General features: G+C 72.2%; 15 protein-coding genes. 13 read left to right on the top strand and 2 right to left on the bottom strand.

Annotation, left to right across the window (positions count from 1 at the left end):
• The first annotated feature begins 409 nt into the window (after positions 1–409).
• Positions 410–1,960 carry a DEAD/DEAH box helicase gene (locus tag ACX9MN_RS28455; protein WP_489726088.1) on the top strand — a complete coding sequence of 517 codons (1,551 nt, stop codon included), beginning with the start codon at positions 410–412 and terminating at the stop codon, positions 1,958–1,960.
• A gap of 170 nt (positions 1,961–2,130) precedes the next feature.
• Here the strand turns inward: ACX9MN_RS28455 and ACX9MN_RS28450 are convergent, their stop codons facing one another.
• The gene (locus tag ACX9MN_RS28450) at positions 2,131–4,269 is read right to left on the bottom strand and encodes a molybdopterin-containing oxidoreductase family protein (RefSeq protein ID WP_447715869.1); all 2,139 of its coding nucleotides are present in this window, start codon (positions 4,267–4,269) and stop codon (positions 2,131–2,133) included.
• A gap of 228 nt (positions 4,270–4,497) precedes the next feature.
• Here ACX9MN_RS28450 and ACX9MN_RS28445 point away from each other — a divergent pair, with 228 nt between their 5' ends.
• The 4 genes from ACX9MN_RS28445 (at position 4,498) to ACX9MN_RS28430 (ending at position 5,881) form a co-directional block, all read left to right on the top strand.
• A complete protein-coding gene (locus ACX9MN_RS28445) occupies positions 4,498–4,683 on the top strand; it encodes a YegP family protein (RefSeq protein ID WP_026605317.1) in 186 nt (61 codons plus the stop codon).
• 162 nt (positions 4,684–4,845) lie between these two features.
• On the top strand, positions 4,846–5,115 hold the full coding sequence (locus ACX9MN_RS28440) for a hypothetical protein (RefSeq protein ID WP_020095628.1): 270 nt from the start codon (positions 4,846–4,848) through the stop codon (positions 5,113–5,115).
• Positions 5,116–5,264: 149 nt separating this feature from the next.
• Positions 5,265–5,402, top strand: a complete 138-nt coding sequence (locus tag ACX9MN_RS28435; protein WP_489726087.1) for a hypothetical protein — start codon at positions 5,265–5,267, stop codon at positions 5,400–5,402.
• A gap of 26 nt (positions 5,403–5,428) precedes the next feature.
• The gene (locus tag ACX9MN_RS28430; RefSeq protein WP_489726086.1) at positions 5,429–5,881 is read left to right on the top strand and encodes an acyl-CoA thioesterase; all 453 of its coding nucleotides are present in this window, start codon (positions 5,429–5,431) and stop codon (positions 5,879–5,881) included.
• On the opposite strand, the gene ACX9MN_RS28425 is transcribed toward ACX9MN_RS28430, so the two are convergent.
• On the bottom strand, positions 5,874–6,413 hold the full coding sequence (locus ACX9MN_RS28425) for a superoxide dismutase family protein (protein ID WP_056526253.1): 540 nt from the start codon (positions 6,411–6,413) through the stop codon (positions 5,874–5,876). The two genes, ACX9MN_RS28430 and ACX9MN_RS28425, sit on opposite strands and share 8 nt — an antisense overlap.
• 109 nt (positions 6,414–6,522) lie before the next feature.
• On the opposite strand from ACX9MN_RS28425, the gene ACX9MN_RS28420 reads away from it, so the two are divergent.
• The 8 genes from ACX9MN_RS28420 to ACX9MN_RS28385 all read left to right on the top strand — a co-directional run bounded on the left by ACX9MN_RS28420 (position 6,523) and on the right by ACX9MN_RS28385 (position 15,561).
• The gene (locus tag ACX9MN_RS28420; RefSeq protein ID WP_489726085.1) at positions 6,523–7,314 is read left to right on the top strand and encodes a TlyA family RNA methyltransferase; all 792 of its coding nucleotides are present in this window, start codon (positions 6,523–6,525) and stop codon (positions 7,312–7,314) included.
• Positions 7,311–8,576 (top strand): class I SAM-dependent RNA methyltransferase, encoded by a 1,266-nt coding sequence (locus ACX9MN_RS28415; RefSeq protein ID WP_489726084.1) that lies wholly within the window; start codon positions 7,311–7,313, stop codon positions 8,574–8,576. Before ACX9MN_RS28420 ends, ACX9MN_RS28415 begins: the two co-directional genes overlap by 4 nt.
• A 53-nt stretch (positions 8,577–8,629) precedes the next feature.
• Entirely contained in the window at positions 8,630–8,902 is a 273-nt protein-coding gene (locus tag ACX9MN_RS28410) for a hypothetical protein (protein WP_091683006.1), read from the top strand.
• 491 nt (positions 8,903–9,393) lie between these two features.
• Positions 9,394–11,322, top strand: coding sequence for a methyl-accepting chemotaxis protein (locus tag ACX9MN_RS28405; protein ID WP_331297781.1), 1,929 nt, complete (start codon positions 9,394–9,396; stop codon positions 11,320–11,322).
• Positions 11,323–11,376: 54 nt separating this feature from the next.
• The gene (locus ACX9MN_RS28400; RefSeq protein ID WP_489726083.1) at positions 11,377–12,960 is read left to right on the top strand and encodes a chemotaxis protein CheW; all 1,584 of its coding nucleotides are present in this window, start codon (positions 11,377–11,379) and stop codon (positions 12,958–12,960) included.
• 50 nt (positions 12,961–13,010) lie between these two features.
• Positions 13,011–14,066 (top strand): chemotaxis-specific protein-glutamate methyltransferase CheB, encoded by a 1,056-nt coding sequence (cheB, locus tag ACX9MN_RS28395; RefSeq protein WP_489726082.1) that lies wholly within the window; start codon positions 13,011–13,013, stop codon positions 14,064–14,066.
• Positions 14,067–14,085: 19 nt separating this feature from the next.
• Positions 14,086–14,685 (top strand): HEAT repeat domain-containing protein, encoded by a 600-nt coding sequence (locus ACX9MN_RS28390; RefSeq protein ID WP_489726081.1) that lies wholly within the window; start codon positions 14,086–14,088, stop codon positions 14,683–14,685.
• Positions 14,686–14,697: 12 nt separating this feature from the next.
• Positions 14,698–15,561 (top strand): CheR family methyltransferase, encoded by an 864-nt coding sequence (locus tag ACX9MN_RS28385; RefSeq protein ID WP_091927700.1) that lies wholly within the window; start codon positions 14,698–14,700, stop codon positions 15,559–15,561.

The following is a 15,561-nucleotide window of genomic DNA, read 5'->3' as shown; positions in this document are numbered from 1 at the left end:
CCGCCCCGACCACATCGGGAAGACGTGATCGACACGTATCGGCAGCCGAGCCGCGTCTTCGGGCGATCCCGAGTGCACGGGGCACGGCACCGTCGGACGAGCGCCTGCTGTTCACCGGCGCGACGGCGGCGCTCAGCCTGAGCGGACCGCAACCCGGCCCTGCATTGACTTCGCAGCCGCACACACGCATATCGGCGATGCAGCGTCAGCGGCCGCCACGGCCCGCTTGAGGGGGCTGCGTGACGGATCGGGCGCCACCCGGCGTGATCCGGCCCCCCTCTTCATAACGTGCATGCACCCGGGCCGCCCCATCACGCGGGCTGCCCCCTGCCAACGGACCGGCTCATACACGGCACAGCTCGCGATCGACGCGAGGCGCCCGGTCGGCCCTGCTGCATCGGATACATCCTTGACCCAATTCACCGATTTCGGCCTCGCCCAGCCCGTGCTGCGGGCGCTCAGCGAGGCCGGCTACGTCGCGCCGACCCCGATCCAGGCCCAGGCGATCCCGCCGGCCATGGCGGGCCGCGACCTCTGCGGCATCGCCCAGACTGGCACCGGCAAGACCGCGGCCTTCGCGCTGCCGATCCTGCACCGCCTCTCGCTCTCGGATCGCCGCGCGCCGCGCCGCGGCTGTCGGGTTCTGGTGCTCTCGCCGACCCGCGAGCTCGCCAACCAGATCGCCGAGTCGTTCACCGATTACGGCCGGCACCTATCCTACACCACGACGGTGGTGTTCGGCGGCGTCACCATCAGCCGCCAGGAGCGGGCGCTGGCGCCGGGCGTCGACGTCCTCGTCGCCACCCCCGGCCGGCTGATCGACCTCGTCGACCGCCGCTCGCTGACCCTGGAGGGCGTCGAGATCCTCGTCCTCGACGAGGCCGACCAGATGCTCGACCTCGGCTTCATCCACGCCCTCAAGCGCATCGTGAAGATGCTGCCGCAGAAGCGCCAGAGCCTGTTCTTCTCGGCCACCATGCCCAAGAACATCGCGGGCCTGGCGTCCCAGTACCTCACCGATCCGGTCCAGGTCGCGGTGACGCCGGTCGCCACCACGGCCGAGCGGGTCGAGCAGGAGGTGATCTTCGTCCATACCGGCGCCAAGCAGGCGCTGCTGGGGCACATCCTGCGCGATCCGGCGATCGAGCGCGTGCTCGTCTTCACCCGGACGAAGCACGGGGCGGACCGGGTCGTGCGCGGCCTCGACAAGGTCGGCATCGCGGCTGCCGCGATCCACGGCAACAAGAGCCAGCCCCAGCGCGAGCGGGCGCTGGCCGCCTTCAAGGACGGCTCCTGCCGGGTCCTGGTCGCCACCGACATCGCGGCCCGCGGCATCGACGTCGAGGGCGTGAGCCACGTGGTCAACTTCGACCTGCCGAACGTGCCGGAGAGCTACGTCCACCGGATCGGCCGCACGGCCCGCGCCGGCGCCGACGGCCTCGCCATCTCGTTCTGCAACGACGAGGAGAAGGCCTACCTGCGCGACATCGAGCGCGTGACCCGGCAGAAGGTCCCGGTGGCGGGCTTCCCCGAGGGCTTCACCCCGCCGTCCCGCCAGGAGGCCGCCGAGATCGCCCGCGAGGAGGAGCGCCGGCCCGAGCGTCCGCAGCAGCGCCCCGGCGGCAGCCGCCAGGGCCAGCGGCCCCGGCAGCAGCAGGGCCGTCCCCAGCAGGGCCGGCCCGAGGGCGGCCGCGGCTTCGGCGGTCCTGGCCAGGGCGCGCCCCGGCAGGGCCGCCCCCAGGACGGCCGCGGCGACAACCGCGGTGACAATCGCGGCCACGCCCCGCAGGGCCGCGACGCCCGCGCGGACCGGCCCGCCCGCCCGCAGGGCGAGCGCCCGAATCAGGGTCGCCCGAGCCGCGACGCCCGGCCCCAGCGCGCCGATGCCCGTCCGCGCAGCGGCGGTGGCGGCGGCGAGGGTCGCAGCATCGGCTGGCTGGAGCGGGCGCCCCGTTCCTGAGCGAAGATGGCCTGAGTGACGATCGAGCCGCCCGGGACGGATCCGTCCCGGGCGGCTTCGTTTCCGGTGACCGCGCCGGACGAGCGGCGAAACCGCAACCGGATGACGGCTCGACCCTCCGTGTGAACCCGGCGCGGCGATCGGGAGCGGATCGCCGCGCGCGGAGCCGTTCAGTTCGCCCGTGAGACCTCGACGAGGTTGTCGGAGAACGAGGGCGCGTGGCCCATATCGGTGAAGGCGCCGGACGAGATGCTGTTCACCGTGCCCTCGTTGAGCTGGCGCCAGTAGCCCAGCGTCGCCACCACGATCCCGGCCTTCACGTCGTCGGTGATGCGGGCCACGCCTTTGAAGGCGCCGCGGTCGTTGGCGACTTGGACCCGGTCGCCGTCCCGGATGCCGCGCGCGTCGGCGTCGGCTTGGCTGATCATCACGAACTGCTCGCCCTGGCCCTTCTGCTTGTCCTCCATGTTGGCGTAGCAGGAGTTCAGGAAGTAGTGGCTCTTGGGCGAGACGATGTTGAGCGGGTAGCGCTTGGCGAGCTCCGGATCGTTCGTGTGCGACTCGCGCGGGCCGAGGTAGTCCGGCAGCGGGTCGAGCGCCTCGCCCGGCTGGAAGCCCTCGTACATCTGCCGGAACGGCGGGGCGACGAAGTTCGTGGCGCCCTCCACCTTGAGCATGCACTTGCCGGTCGGTGTCGGGAAGTTCCCCTCCCGGTGCGGCGCCCGGTCGTCGGGCGTGCCGACCTTGAGCCGGGCGAAGCCGTGCTCGCGCATGTACTGGAGGTCGATGCCCTCGCAGGCCGGCGACGACCAGTCGACGTAGTGCTCAAGGCACTCGCTGTCGCTCCACTTGAAGTTCTCCTCCTCGAAGCCGAGCCGGGCGGCCAGCCGGCGGAAGATCTCGTTGTTGGGGATCGCCTCGCCCGGCGCCTCGGCGCACTTGGTGTTGTAGGTCAGGTAGAGGTGCCCCCAGGAGAGGATCATGTCCTCCATCTCGGCGCCCATCGTGGCCGGCAGCAGGATGTCGGCGTAGGAGGCCGTGTCCGAGATGAAGTGCTCGGCCGAGACCATGAACAGGTCCTCGCGCATCAGCCCCTCGACGATCTTGTCGGTCTCGGGCGCCTGCGTCACGGGGTTCGAGTTCCAGCACATCATCGACATGATCGGTGGGTCGAGCTGCATCTCGCCGGTGAGCGCCCGGCCGATCTGAAGGTTCGAGACGACCCGGGTGCCCTCCGGGATCAGGTCCGGGCGGCAGATGACGTCGAACTTGTACGGATGCTCCCAGACGCCGAACTGCGTGATGCCGCCGCCGACATGGCGCCACGCGCCGGTCAGCGCCGGGATGCAGGTCACCGCCCGGATGGTCTGGCCGCCGCCGTAGTGCCGCTCCAGCGCCACGCCGATGCGGATGCCCACCGGCTGCTCGGTTGCCATCTCGCGGGCGAGCTTCCGGATGTCGTCGGCGGAGACGCCGGTGATCGCCGCGGCCCATTCGGGCGTGCGCGTGCTGGCCCGCTCCTTCAGCTCCGCGAAGCCGACCGTGTGGTTGTCGACGTAGTCCTGGTCGACGAGGCCCTGTTCGATGATCGAGTTGATCAGCGCCATGGCGAGCGCGCCGTCGGTGCCGGGCTTCGGCGCGATGTGCCAGTCGGCGGCCTTGGCGGTGCGGGACGCGTAGGCGTCGATCACGACGACCTTGGCGCCCTGCTTCTGGGCGTCCTTCACGATCGCCCAGTGGTGCAGGTTGGTGCTGACCGAGTTGCAGGCCCAGATCACGATGTACTTGGAGTGGATGTAGCTGTCCGGGTCGAGGCCCGCGGTCGGGCCGACGGTGAGGAGCCAGGCCGTGCACGAGCCCTCGCCGCAGAAGGTGCGCTCGGTGACGGTGGCGCCCATGCGGTTGAAGAACGCGTCGCCACCGTTCAGCCCGTGCACGAGGCCCTGGTTGCCGAGGTAGCTGTAGGGCGCGATGGCCTGCGGCCCGTACTGGTCGATGATCGCCTTCCAGCGGGTGACGATGGTGTCCAGCGCCTCGTCCCAGGTGATCCGCTCGAACTGCTTCGAGCCCTTCGGGCCGACCCGCTTCATCGGGTAGAGCAGCCGGTCCGGGTGGTAGTGGCGCTTCTCGTAGTCCTTCAGCTTCACGCAGAGACCGCCGCGGGTCATCGGGTGGTCCGGGTTGCCGCGCACGCTCAGGAGCTCGCCGCCCTTCACCTCGAACAGCATCGAGCACGTGTCGGGGCAATCGTGCGGGCAGCCTCCGTAGAAGACCTCCGAGTAGGCCTCGGGCTGGACGATCTCGTTCATACTCTCTTCCTCACCGGCCGCGGGCGTCCCGTTATTGTTCAGGCGTCCCGGATCCCGATCGGCGAAGCGTACAATGAGAGGAAGAAAAATTCTAACTCGAATCCCGGCGGCCGATCGCGCACGCGCGCCGCTCGGTGTCCCGTCCGCCCCGCGGCGCCCTCACCGCCCCGCCTTCCCTTGCGCGGGCGCGCCCCCATCTGAGGGATGGACGAAGCGGGGGCCTGCGACATGCGGTTCGAACTCTACCGGGACGCCAAGGGCGAGTGGCGCTGGCGCCTGCGGGCGCGCAACGGCGAGGTGATCGCCGATTCGGGCGAAGGCTATGTCCGCCGCGAGGATTGCGAGCACGGCATCGCGTTGGTCCGCCAGAGCGCCGAGGCGCGCATCGAGGACATGACGACGAAGATCGCCTGACCCCGCGCGTCTCAACCCGCGGTCAACCCTGTCCGAAACGTCGCAGCGGTTAAGCTGCAACGCTTCCGCTCGCCCACGCGTTGCAGCGGTTCGGACCGAGCGGAGCCCGTCGCCCTGCGCGGTTCGTCGACCAGGACGAATGACACAAAGGGAGTCGAGACCGTGCTGAGGAAATTCCTGCTCGCGGCCCTGCTGGCGCTGGGCTTCGCGGCCGCGGCGCCAGAGGGCGCGTCCGCCGCGCCCATCGGCCCGGGGCTGGCTCTGCCCGCCGAAGCCGCGCCGGCGGTGGCCGAGAAGGCCCAGTACTACTACCGTCGCCGGTTCTACGGCCCGCGGCCCTACTGGCGCCGCCCGTACTACGGCCGCCGGTTCTACTACGGCCCGCGGCCCTACTACCGTCGTCCCTACTGGCGCCGTCGGTTCTACTACTGATCGGCTCTCCGACCTGACCGGCCCGGCGGTTCCAGCGAGCCGCCGGGCTTTTTCACGCCCCGATTCGGGGTGCGCGACCGCGAGCCTTGCTTTATCGTGCCGGGAACGGGACGGCCGACGGCAGATCGGCGCGCCCGAGAGGAAGCCCGATGAACGATGTTGCGCAACGCGCCGAGCCCGCGGCGGCGGCGCCGGACCTCTGGCAATCCATCCCGCTCGAATGCATCCTGAGCGCGGTCGCCGTTCTGCTGGCGGCGGGGCTCAAGCTCGCCGGCGTGATGTCCTGACGGCGTGCGGGGGGCGGATGGACGGCATGCAGCACGTCGCACTCTCACCGGCCGGAGGCACGCCGCCCGCTGAGGTCGATCTGCCCAAGGGCGATCTCACGGTGCGCACCATCGCCATGCCGGCCGACACCAACGCCAACGGCGACATCTTCGGCGGCTGGGTGCTGTCGCAGATGGACCAGGCCGGCGGCATCGCGGGCGTCGACCGGGCGCAGGGCCGGGTGGTCACCGTGGCGCTGGAATCGATGACCTTCATCCGGCCGGTCCGGGTCGGCGACGTGCTGTGCGTCTACACCCGGGTGTCGCATGTCGGCCGGACCTCGATGAAGATCGAGGTCGAGGCCTGGGCACGGCGGTTCTGCACCCAGGTCCGCGAGCGGGTCACGCAGGCCACCTTCACCTTCGTGGCCATCGACGAGGACGGCCGGCCGCGGCAGATCCCGCCGGCCGTGCCGTCCCCGTCCGCGACGGCTACTTGATCACCCCGCAGGCGACGCGGTCGCCGGCACCGCCGATCGGCTGGGTGTTGTGGTCGTCCTCGTTGGCGTGAATGATCAGCGCCGCGCCGTCCCCGTCCTTCAGGCCGCCCTCGCCGTTCAGCGGCGTCTCGCTCGAGACCTCGGCATTGGCCGAGCCGTCCTGCGCCGCGTAGAGGTTCGGCAGGTCGCCCTCGTCGGGGCCCTCCGCGTTGAGCAGCCCGTGCTTGCTCTGGTCGTGGTTCACGTGCGCCTTGGAGTTCATGAACTTCGGGTCCGAGCAGTCGCCCACGGCGTGGAAATGCATCCCGTGCCAGCCGGGCGGCAGGCCGCCGGGCTGGATCGTCACGCGCAGGACCAGGGCATTCGCCCCGTCGCGGATCGCCAGCGTGCCGATCGGGTCGCCCTTCGCGTTCTTGATCGGCGCCGTGTAGGTCTCTGCCGGTTTGGCCGCCTCCTTGGGAGGCTCCTGTGCCAGGGCGCCGCCGGCGGCGGCGGTCCCGAGCAATACGAGCAGCGGCAGGGTGCGGGTCATGCGGTGGCTCTCCTTTCCGGCCCGGTCTAGTTAGGGAGCGCGCCGGCCTTCGACAGGGCGGCGGCCCGAAACCTCCGCCGCAGACCTGCCGGAACCGCACGAAGCCCCGATGACCCGAGACCGGACCAGCCCGGACCGCGCGGCCCCCGCGGACGATCCCGCGGAGAACCCTGCGCCGCGGCGCGCCGACCTGTACCTCGTGGTGCACGGCCATTTCGAGAGCCGCGCCCGGGCCCAGGCGGCGATCCGTGCCGGGCTCGTGCGGGTCGACGGGCGCCCGCTCGCGCGCGCCTCGGACCCGATCGCCCCGGGCGCGCGGGTCGAGGCGGAAGCCGAGCATCCCTACGCGTCCCGCGGCGGCCTCAAGCTCGCCGCCGCCCTGGACGCGTTCGGCGTCGATCCGACCGGCCGCGTCGCCCTCGACGTCGGCGCCTCGACGGGCGGCTTCACCGACGTGCTGCTCGCCCGCGGGGCGCGCCACGTCCACGCCCTCGACGTGGGCCGGGGGCAGCTCCATCCGCGCCTCGCCGGGGACCCGCGCGTGACCAACCGCGAGAGCACCGACATCCGCGACCTCGACCCGGACGCCCTCGTCCCGCCCCCCGACCTCGCGAGCGTGGACGTGAGCTTCATCGGCCTGCGCCTCGTGCTGCCGGTCCTCCCGGGCCTGTTGAGGCCGGGATCGGCGATCGTCGCGCTGATCAAACCGCAATTCGAGGCCGGCCGCGCCCGGGTCGGCCGCGGCGGGCTCGTGCGCGATCCGGCGGTCCACGCCGAGGTCTGCGCGGCCGTCCGCGGGACCCTGGAGGGGCTCGGCGCGGCGATCCTGGGCCTGATCGACTCGCCGGTGCCGGGCGGCGACGGCAACGCCGAGTTCCTGATCGGCGCGAGGTTGCGGTGAGCGAGACAACAGATAGCGAGACGGTCAAGATCCGGGGGCTCGGCGCCCGCGGCGACGGGATCGCCGAGGACGGCACCCCGGTGCCCTACACGCTGCCCGGGGAGCGCGCGGAGATCCGCCGCGAGGCGCGCCGCGCCGCGCTGCTCGGCGTCGCGCAGGCCTCGCCCGACCGGGTAGAGCCGTTCTGCCCCTACTACATGCGCTGCGGCGGCTGCCGCACCCAGCACCTCGCGCGGCCCGCGGAGCTCGCCTGGAAGCGCGACCTCGTCGCCCAGGCCCTGTCCCAGGCGCGCCTCGACGTGACGCCCGGGCCGGCCGTCGACGCCCACGGGGCGGGCCGCCGCCGCCTTACCCTGCACGTGCGCGAGATCGGCGGCCGGGCCGAGGCCGGGCTGATGGCGGCGCGCAGCCACGCGCTGGTGCCGATCGACCATTGCCCGATCACCGTGCCGGCGCTCCACCCGGCCCCGGAGGTCGCGCGCCGCCTCGCCGCCCCGCTGGGCCACGGGCGCAAGCCCCTCGACGTCGCTGTGACGGCCACCGACCAGGGCCTGGACGTCGACCTGCGCGGTCACGGACCGGTCAGCGCCGGCGTCGGCGCCGCGCTGGTGCGGATCGCCGGCGAACTCGGCCTCGCCCGGCTCTCCCTGCACGGCGAGCGCCTGATGGAGGCCGAGCCGGTCTCGGTCACGGCGGACGGCCCCGCCGCGGCGACGCGCCTCTACCCGGCCCCCGGCGGCTTCCTGCAGGCGACCGCGGCCGGTCAGGCGACGCTCTGCGACCTGACCCTGGCGGCCCTCGGCCCCCGCATCCGGCGCGTGGCCGACCTGTTCGCGGGCTGCGGGCCGCTGACGCTGGCGATCGCCCGGACGGCCGCGGTCCACGCCGTCGAATCCGATGCCGCAGCCCTCGCGGGCCTCGAGCGGGCCGCGCGCGCCGCCGCGGGCCTGCGCAAGATCAGCAGCGAGCGCCGCGACCTGTTCCGCCGGCCCCTGCTACCCCCCGAACTCGACGCCTTCGACGCGGTGGTGTTCGACCCGCCCCGGGCCGGCGCGGAGGCCCAGGCCCGCCAGCTTGCCGCCGCCCGCGTGCCCCTGGTGATCGGCATCGCCTGCGACGCCGGAACCTTCGCGCGGGACGCGGCGACGCTGGTCGCCGGCGGGTACCGGCTGGAGACCATCACGCCGGTCGACCAGTTCCGCCATTCGGGCCATGTCGAGATGGTCGGGGTGTTCCGGCGCGAGACCGCGCGGCGGCGCTAGGCCACGCAACCGGCGGCCACGTTTCCCGTTCTCCCGGCGACGGGAGACCTTCCATGATCCGCGGATTCCTCGGTACCGCGACGCTCGGTGCGCTGAGCCTCGCCCTCATCACCCCGCTCGCGGCGCAGACGCGAGCGCCCGACCAGACCGGCACGGGCGGCGGCCCGGTCTCGACCATCACGGCGCCGAACACCAACAGCCTCGGCGTCACCAAGCCGCCCGGCACGTCCCTCGGCCCCGGCGAGGTGCCGACCCCGGAGCAGCGGCGGCGCGAGCGCGCTCTGACCGACAAGATCGAAGGCAGCATCTGCGACGGCTGCAACTGAGATCGGGTCGGGGTCGCTCGGGCCGGGTTCCCGCTCAGGCTATCGCCTGTCCGGGTTGCGGTGTTCGACCGGGCGGTGCCCCGCAAACGGCTCTCCATTCGGCGCGACCTCGGGCGGCGCGGAACTTCAGATCGCGCTCGCTCCGGCCTGCGGGCCCCGCGGGTCCGCCGAGGGGCTTGGCCAAACCGCCGGCTCGATACAGCAGCGACCGGCGAACAGGATTGTTGCCAGCGCATATTTCCATATTGGTTGCAAATATATCCATCTTCATAATCCAATATCCTATCTTCAAGCTAGTCTTTTTGTAGATATACTCCAAATATTGATCTTCATATTCACGAATATGGCGGTCATTAGAGCGGATCATTGCTCAAAAATCGTGTTCTCGTTTATTGATTCGCAACTTGATGCTTCGTAAGACTTGCGCGTGGCGGGTCCTAGCCTGGGGGCGGCGACGTACAGCCGCGACTTCAAGTGAAGGAAACGCCGCCATGGCCCTCGTGAAGAAAGCCGCCCTGTCGGGATCGCACGCGCAGGTCCGGAAGGGCGAGCCGGCCAGTCTGAGCCAGCTCGGGCGCCTCAACGAGGAGAGCCGGCGCAAGGCCCGGACCTTCGCCAAGCAGCAGAAGGCGGCGGAGCGCATCGCGGCGGCGACAACCCAGCTCGCCAGCGGCGTCGCCGAGGCCTCGTCGGCGGCCGAGGAGCTGCGCAAGGCGATGGAGCAGATCGCCGCCGGCGCCGAGGAGGCGGCCGGGGCCTCCGAGCAGTCGCAGCGCGCCGTCACGACCGTGTCGGAGGTGATCGGCACCGCCCGCACCGAGGCCGAGACCTCGCGCCAGAAATCGGAGGCGCTCCAGGGACTCATCGCCGGCGTGAGCCAGCAGATCCGGCTCAGCGTCGGCTCGATCGCCACGGCGGCCGAGCGTCAGGCGGCCTCGGTCACGCTGATCGTCGAGCTGGAGCGGCAGGCGGCCAATATCGGCGACATCGTCCGCGCCGTCGCTCGCATCGCCGACCAGACCAATCTCCTGGCCCTGAACGCCGCCATCGAGGCGGCCCGGGCCGGCCAGCACGGCAAGGGCTTCGCGGTGGTCGCCGACGAGGTCCGCACCTTGGCGGAGACCTCCGAGCGCAGCGCCCAGGAGATCCAGGCGCTGATCGGCCGGATCCAGGAAGACGTGAAGGTCATCGCCGAGGGCATCAACCGCGCGGCCGAGGGCGCGCGCCAAGAGGTTGCGCGGGGCGAGACGATCACCGCCCAGCTCGAGGCGGTGCGGCAGGCCATGGTCGAGATCATGCGCGGCGCCGAGACCATCGCCCGGGTGGCCGTCGAGTCTGAGAGGGCCGCGGTCGAGGCGCAGAAGGGGTCCGAGCTGATCGCGGCGGCGGCCGAGGAGCAATCCTCCGCCTGCCAGCAATCGCTCAAGACCATCGAGCAGCAGACCACCGCCCTCGGGGAGAGCGAGCAGGCTGCCACCGAGCTCGCGACCCTGGCGGACGAGCTGAAGAACGCCACCGACGTCGGCAAGAGCGCCGAGGAGGTCGCCTCGGCGGCCGAGGAGCTGTCCTCGGCGGTGGAGGAGATCAACCGGGCCGCCGCGCAGATCACCACGGCGCTCGACCAGATCGACCGGGGCGCCCAGCAGCAGACGGCGGCCGCGCAGCAATCGGCGGCCGCGATCGCGCAGATCGAGAAGGGAGCGCTCCTCGCCCAGGACAGCGCACGCGACGCCCTGGAGAAGGGCGGCCTGATCACGAGCCAGCTTCAGGAGAACCGGGCCGCGGTGGACGGACTGGTCGCGGGCGTCGGCAATGCCCTCGCGGAGACCGACCGGAGCCGAGAGCAGATCAACGCCCTGGAGCAGGTGAGCCGGAAGATCGACAAGATCGTCGACGCGATCACCACGGTGGCGATCCAGACCAACATGCTGGCGGTGAACGGCTCGATCGAGGCGGCCCGGGCCGGCGAGTTCGGCAAGGGCTTCATGGTGGTCTCCACCGACATCCGCAACCTCGCCCGGGATTCCTCGGAGAACGCGGAGCGGATCAAGGACCTCGTGAAGGCGATCCAGGACCAGATCGTGGTGGTGCGCCGGGACCTGGAGGCGATCTCCGCGGCGGCCGCCGCCGAGGTCGAGAAGAACCGGGCGATCACCCGCGACCTCGAGACCACCGCCGACGACATGGGCGTGGTGCTCGACGGCAACCGGCAGATCCTCCAGGGCGCCGACCTGATCATCCGCAACGTCGAGGAGGCGAAGCGCGGCGTCGACCAGATCGCCACGGCGGCCCGCCAGGGCGGCCAGGCGGTGAACGAGGCGCAGCAGGCCGCCCGCGAGCAGGCGAACGGCGCAGAGGAACTCGCCGCCGCCATCGAGGAGGTCGCGTCGCTGGCCGACGAACTCCAGAACCAGGACTGAGACGCGCCCGGCCGGGACGGCCCCACCCGAATCCTGCTCAGCCCGGAGCCCGCCATGTCCAACGACGCCTCAGCCTCGGCCGCGACCGACCGGTCGGAGACCGCCTCCGCGCTCCAGTTCGTGACCTTCCACGTCGCCCGCGAAACCTACGCGGTGCCCCTCGCGGAGGTGCAGGAGATCATCCGCCTGCCCGACATGGTCGACGTTCCGCTGGCACCCCCCGCCCTGGTGGGACTGGCCAACCTGCGCGGCTCGGTCCTGCCGGTGGCGAGCCTGCGGCGGCTGTTCGAGCTGCCCGACCGGGTCCACGACGACGCCGCCCGGGTGGTCGTGGTCGGCCAGGGGTCCGGCGACGGCGGCGGCGCCGGCGGGACCTCCGGCTTCGTGGTCGACCGGATGGCGAGCGTGATCACCGCCGAGCCCGGGGAGATCGAGGGGACCGACGGCCTCACAGCCACCGCGGCGACCGAGCTGCTCGCGGGCGTGATCAAGCGGCCGGCCGGCATCGTGCTGATCATCGATCTCGGGCGCCTGCTGCAGCGCAGCGGGTCCGGGCGCGCCGGCGCAGAGGGCGGGTCGGGCGGACGGAACGCGGTCGGGCCGATCGAGGCCGGCGGCGCGGCCTCGGCGCGGCCGGAGCGCGAGGCCGGGCTCTCCGACGAGATCCAGCTCGTGTCCTTCGAGCTCGCGGGCCAGGAATACGCCCTGCCGATCGAGCAGGTGCAGGAGATCGTCCAGGTCCCCGACCGCGTCAGCGAGCTGCCGAAGGCCGAGCGCCACGTCATCGGTGTGATCAACCTGCGCGACCGGCTGCTGCCCCTGGTCAGCCTGCGGGCGCTGTTCGGGCTGCCGAGCGTGCCCCTGGGAGAGCAGAACCGGATCGTGGTGGTCGCCTCCCGGGAATCCGCCGGCTCCGTCGGCATCGTCACCGACACGGTGAAGGAGGTGCTGCGGGTGCCCCGCGCGGTGGTCGACCCGCTGCCCGACCTGCTCGCGCAGGGCGACGCGCTGCGCGAGGTCGAGGCGATCTGCCGGCTCGGCGGCGGCAGGCGGCTGGTCTCGATCCTGTCGGCCGCCCGCCTGTTCGCCACCACCGGGATCGCCGGCGGCCTCGCCGGCCTCGGAGCCGCAGAGGAGGGCCCCGTGCAGGAACGTCAGACCGCGACCGCGCCGACGCGCGCCGACGAGGAGGAGCAGTTCGTCGTCTTCCGCCTGGCGGACGAGGAGTACGGCGTGCCGATCGACGCCGTGCACGAGATCGTCCGCGTCCCCGAGCAGCTCACCCACGTGCCGCGGACGCCCGGCTTCATCGAGGGCATCGTCAACCTGCGGGGGGCGGTGCTGCCGGTGGTCGACCAGCGCCGCCGCTTCCGGCTCCCGGAGGCCGCGCGCAACGACCGCCAGCGCATCATGGTCTTCGCGATCGCGGGGGTGCGGACCGGCTTCATCGTCGACTCGGTCTCGGAGGTCCTGAAGATCCCCCGCTCGGCCATCGTGCCGGCGCCGGACCTCGCGCAGGACGAAGACAGCGCCGTGGAGCGGGTCGCCAACCTCGCCGCCGCCAAGCGGATCATCCTGATGGTGAACGTCGACCGGCTCCTCAGCCGGCACGAGGTCGCGGATCTGCAGGCGGCCTGAGCCGCCGTCTCCGGGCCCGGTCCGAGGCCGCTCCTGCCACGCAACCCGCCATGCCCAAGCTCCTGATCGTCGACGACTCCGCCCTGATGCGCAAACACCTTCGCCTGATCTTCGAGGAGACGGGCCAGTTCGAGGTGCGCACGGCGCGCAACGGCCGCGACGCCCTGGACCAGATCGACAGCTTCGAGCCCGACGTGGTCACCCTCGACATCAACATGCCCGAGATGGACGGGCTCACCTGCCTCGGCGAGATCATGGCGGCGCGCCCGCGCCCGGTGGTCATGGTCTCGTCGCTGACCCGCGAGAGCGCCGCCGTGACCCTGGAGGCGATGCAGCTCGGCGCCGTCGATTACGTGGAGAAGCCCGGCGGCACCGTCTCCCTCAACATCGGCGAGGTCCGGGACGAGATGGTCGCCAAGGTCCGCGTCGCGGCCCGCGCCAAGCCCCGCCGCGCCCGCGGCCTCCTCGACCGGGTCCGGCGCGGGCGCGGCGAGATCGCGAAGCGCCGCCCGGCGCCCCGGGCCGCGGCCCGCGTCGAGGGCTGCGTCCTGATCGGCGTGTCGACCGGGGGACCGCGGACGCTGGAGGAGATCCTGCCGGAGCTTCCGGCCGACCTGCCCTGGCCGGTCGTGATCGCCCAGCACATGCCGAGCTCCTTCACGGGGGCCTTCGCCCAGCGCCTGGACCGCCTCTGCGCCCTGGAGGTGGTGGAGGTGACCGCCCCGGTCCCCCTCGCGGCGGGCCGCGTCTACATCGGCCGGGGCGACGCCGACGTGGTGATCGAGCGCCGGCTCGGCCGGCTCGCGGTCGCCACCGTCCCGAGCGACCCGGCCCTGCGCTGGCACCCCAGCGTCGACCGCCTCGTCCGCAGCGCCCGGGATCACCTGCTGCCGGAGGCCCTGATCGGCGTCGAACTCACCGGCATGGGCGACGACGGCGCCGCCGCCCTGGCGGCCCTGCGGGCTGCCGGCGGCCGCACCATCGCGGAGGCCGAGTCGAGCGCCGTCGTGTTCGGCATGCCGGCCGAGCTGATCCGCCTCGGCGGCGCGACCCTGACGCTGCCCGCCCGCTCCATCCCGGCCCAGCTCGTCGGCTGGCTCTCCTGAGATCGACACCGAGACTGCCATGGCCCTGGTCCGCAAGCACCCCGCCCTCCCCGCGCCGGCGGAAGCCCCGGAGGATCCCCGGATCGCCCTGGAGGGCCCGACGGCCGCCGGGCGCCGCGACGCGGCCCATCGCCTGGCCGCCGATCCCGACGCCGCCGGCCTGCTGGCCGACCGCCTCGGCCGCGAGGCGGACCGGAGCGTCGGCGAGGCGATCCTCGGCGCCCTCGGCCGCATCGGCACCCCGGCGGCGGCAGAGCGCCTGTTCGGCCTGCTGGGCTCGGAGGACGTCTGGCTGCGCAACGCCGCGATCGAGACGCTGCAGGAGATGGACGCGGCGGTGCTCGGCGCCCTCGAGCGGGCCCTCGCCGATCCCGACAGCGACCGCCGGATCTTCGCGGTGAACGTGCTGGTCTCCCTGCGCCACCCGGCGGCCGCGACCTACGCCCGCCGGGTCCTGGCCGAGGACGGGCACGTCAACGTCTGCGCCGCCGCCCTCGACGTGCTCGCCGAGATCGGCACGCCCGAGATGGTGCCGGAGATCGAGGCCGCCGCCGCCCGCTTCCCCGACGCGCCGTTCCTGCGCTTCGCGGCCAGGGCCGCCTGCCGCCGCATCACCTGACTGGCGGCCGGCATGACCGCACCGTTCCCGCCGCCGACGCCCGTCGTCACCGATGCCGACTTCGTCCGCTTCCGCGACTTCTTCTACCGCAAGACCGGCATCATGTTCGCCGACAACAAGCGCTACTTCGTCGACAAGCGCCTGCAGGAGCGGATGCTCGCGAGCGCGCTGCCGGTCTTCCGCGACTACTTCAACACCCTGCGATTCCAGGCCAGCGGCCAGGAGTTCCAGACGCTCGTCAACCTGATGACCGTCAACGAGACCTACTTCTACCGCGAGGAGTACCAGTTCCGCTGCCTCGTCCGGTCGATCCTCCCGGAGGTCACCCGGCGCAAGCGGCCGGGCGAGCCGGTGCGGATCTGGTCGGTGCCCTGCTCGACCGGCGAGGAGCCCTACTCGATCGCCTTCCAGCTCCTCGACACGTGGCCGGAGGTCGACCGGTACGACATCGAGATCGTCGCCTCGGACATCGACACCGCCGTGCTCGACCAAGCCAAGCGCGGCCTCTACGGCGACCGCGCGGTCCAGCACGTCCCCCGGGCGACCCTGGAGCGCTACACCCGGCGGGTGCAGGGCGCCCACGAGGTGATCCCGGACATCCGCGAGTCGATCGCCTTCGCGCGGGTCAACCTCTCGGACCCGCTCTCGACCCGGCAGTTCCGCGGCTTCGACGTCGTGTTCTGCCGCAACCTGCTGATCTACTTCGACGACGCGTCCCGCCGCGGCGCCGCCCAGACGCTCTACGAGGCGCTCGATCCCGGTGGCTTCGTCTGCCTCGGCCATTCCGAGTCGATGAGCCGGATCTCCGCGCTGTTCGACCTCCGGAAGTTCGCGGAGGCGATCGTCTACCAGAAGCCCCTGAGCGCGGAGGCCTGA

The sequence above is a fragment of the Methylobacterium sp. 1A genome (genome assembly GCF_058072805.1).
Note: the sequence above shows the minus strand (reverse complement) of the source record. Positions and strands in the feature narration are given on the sequence as shown.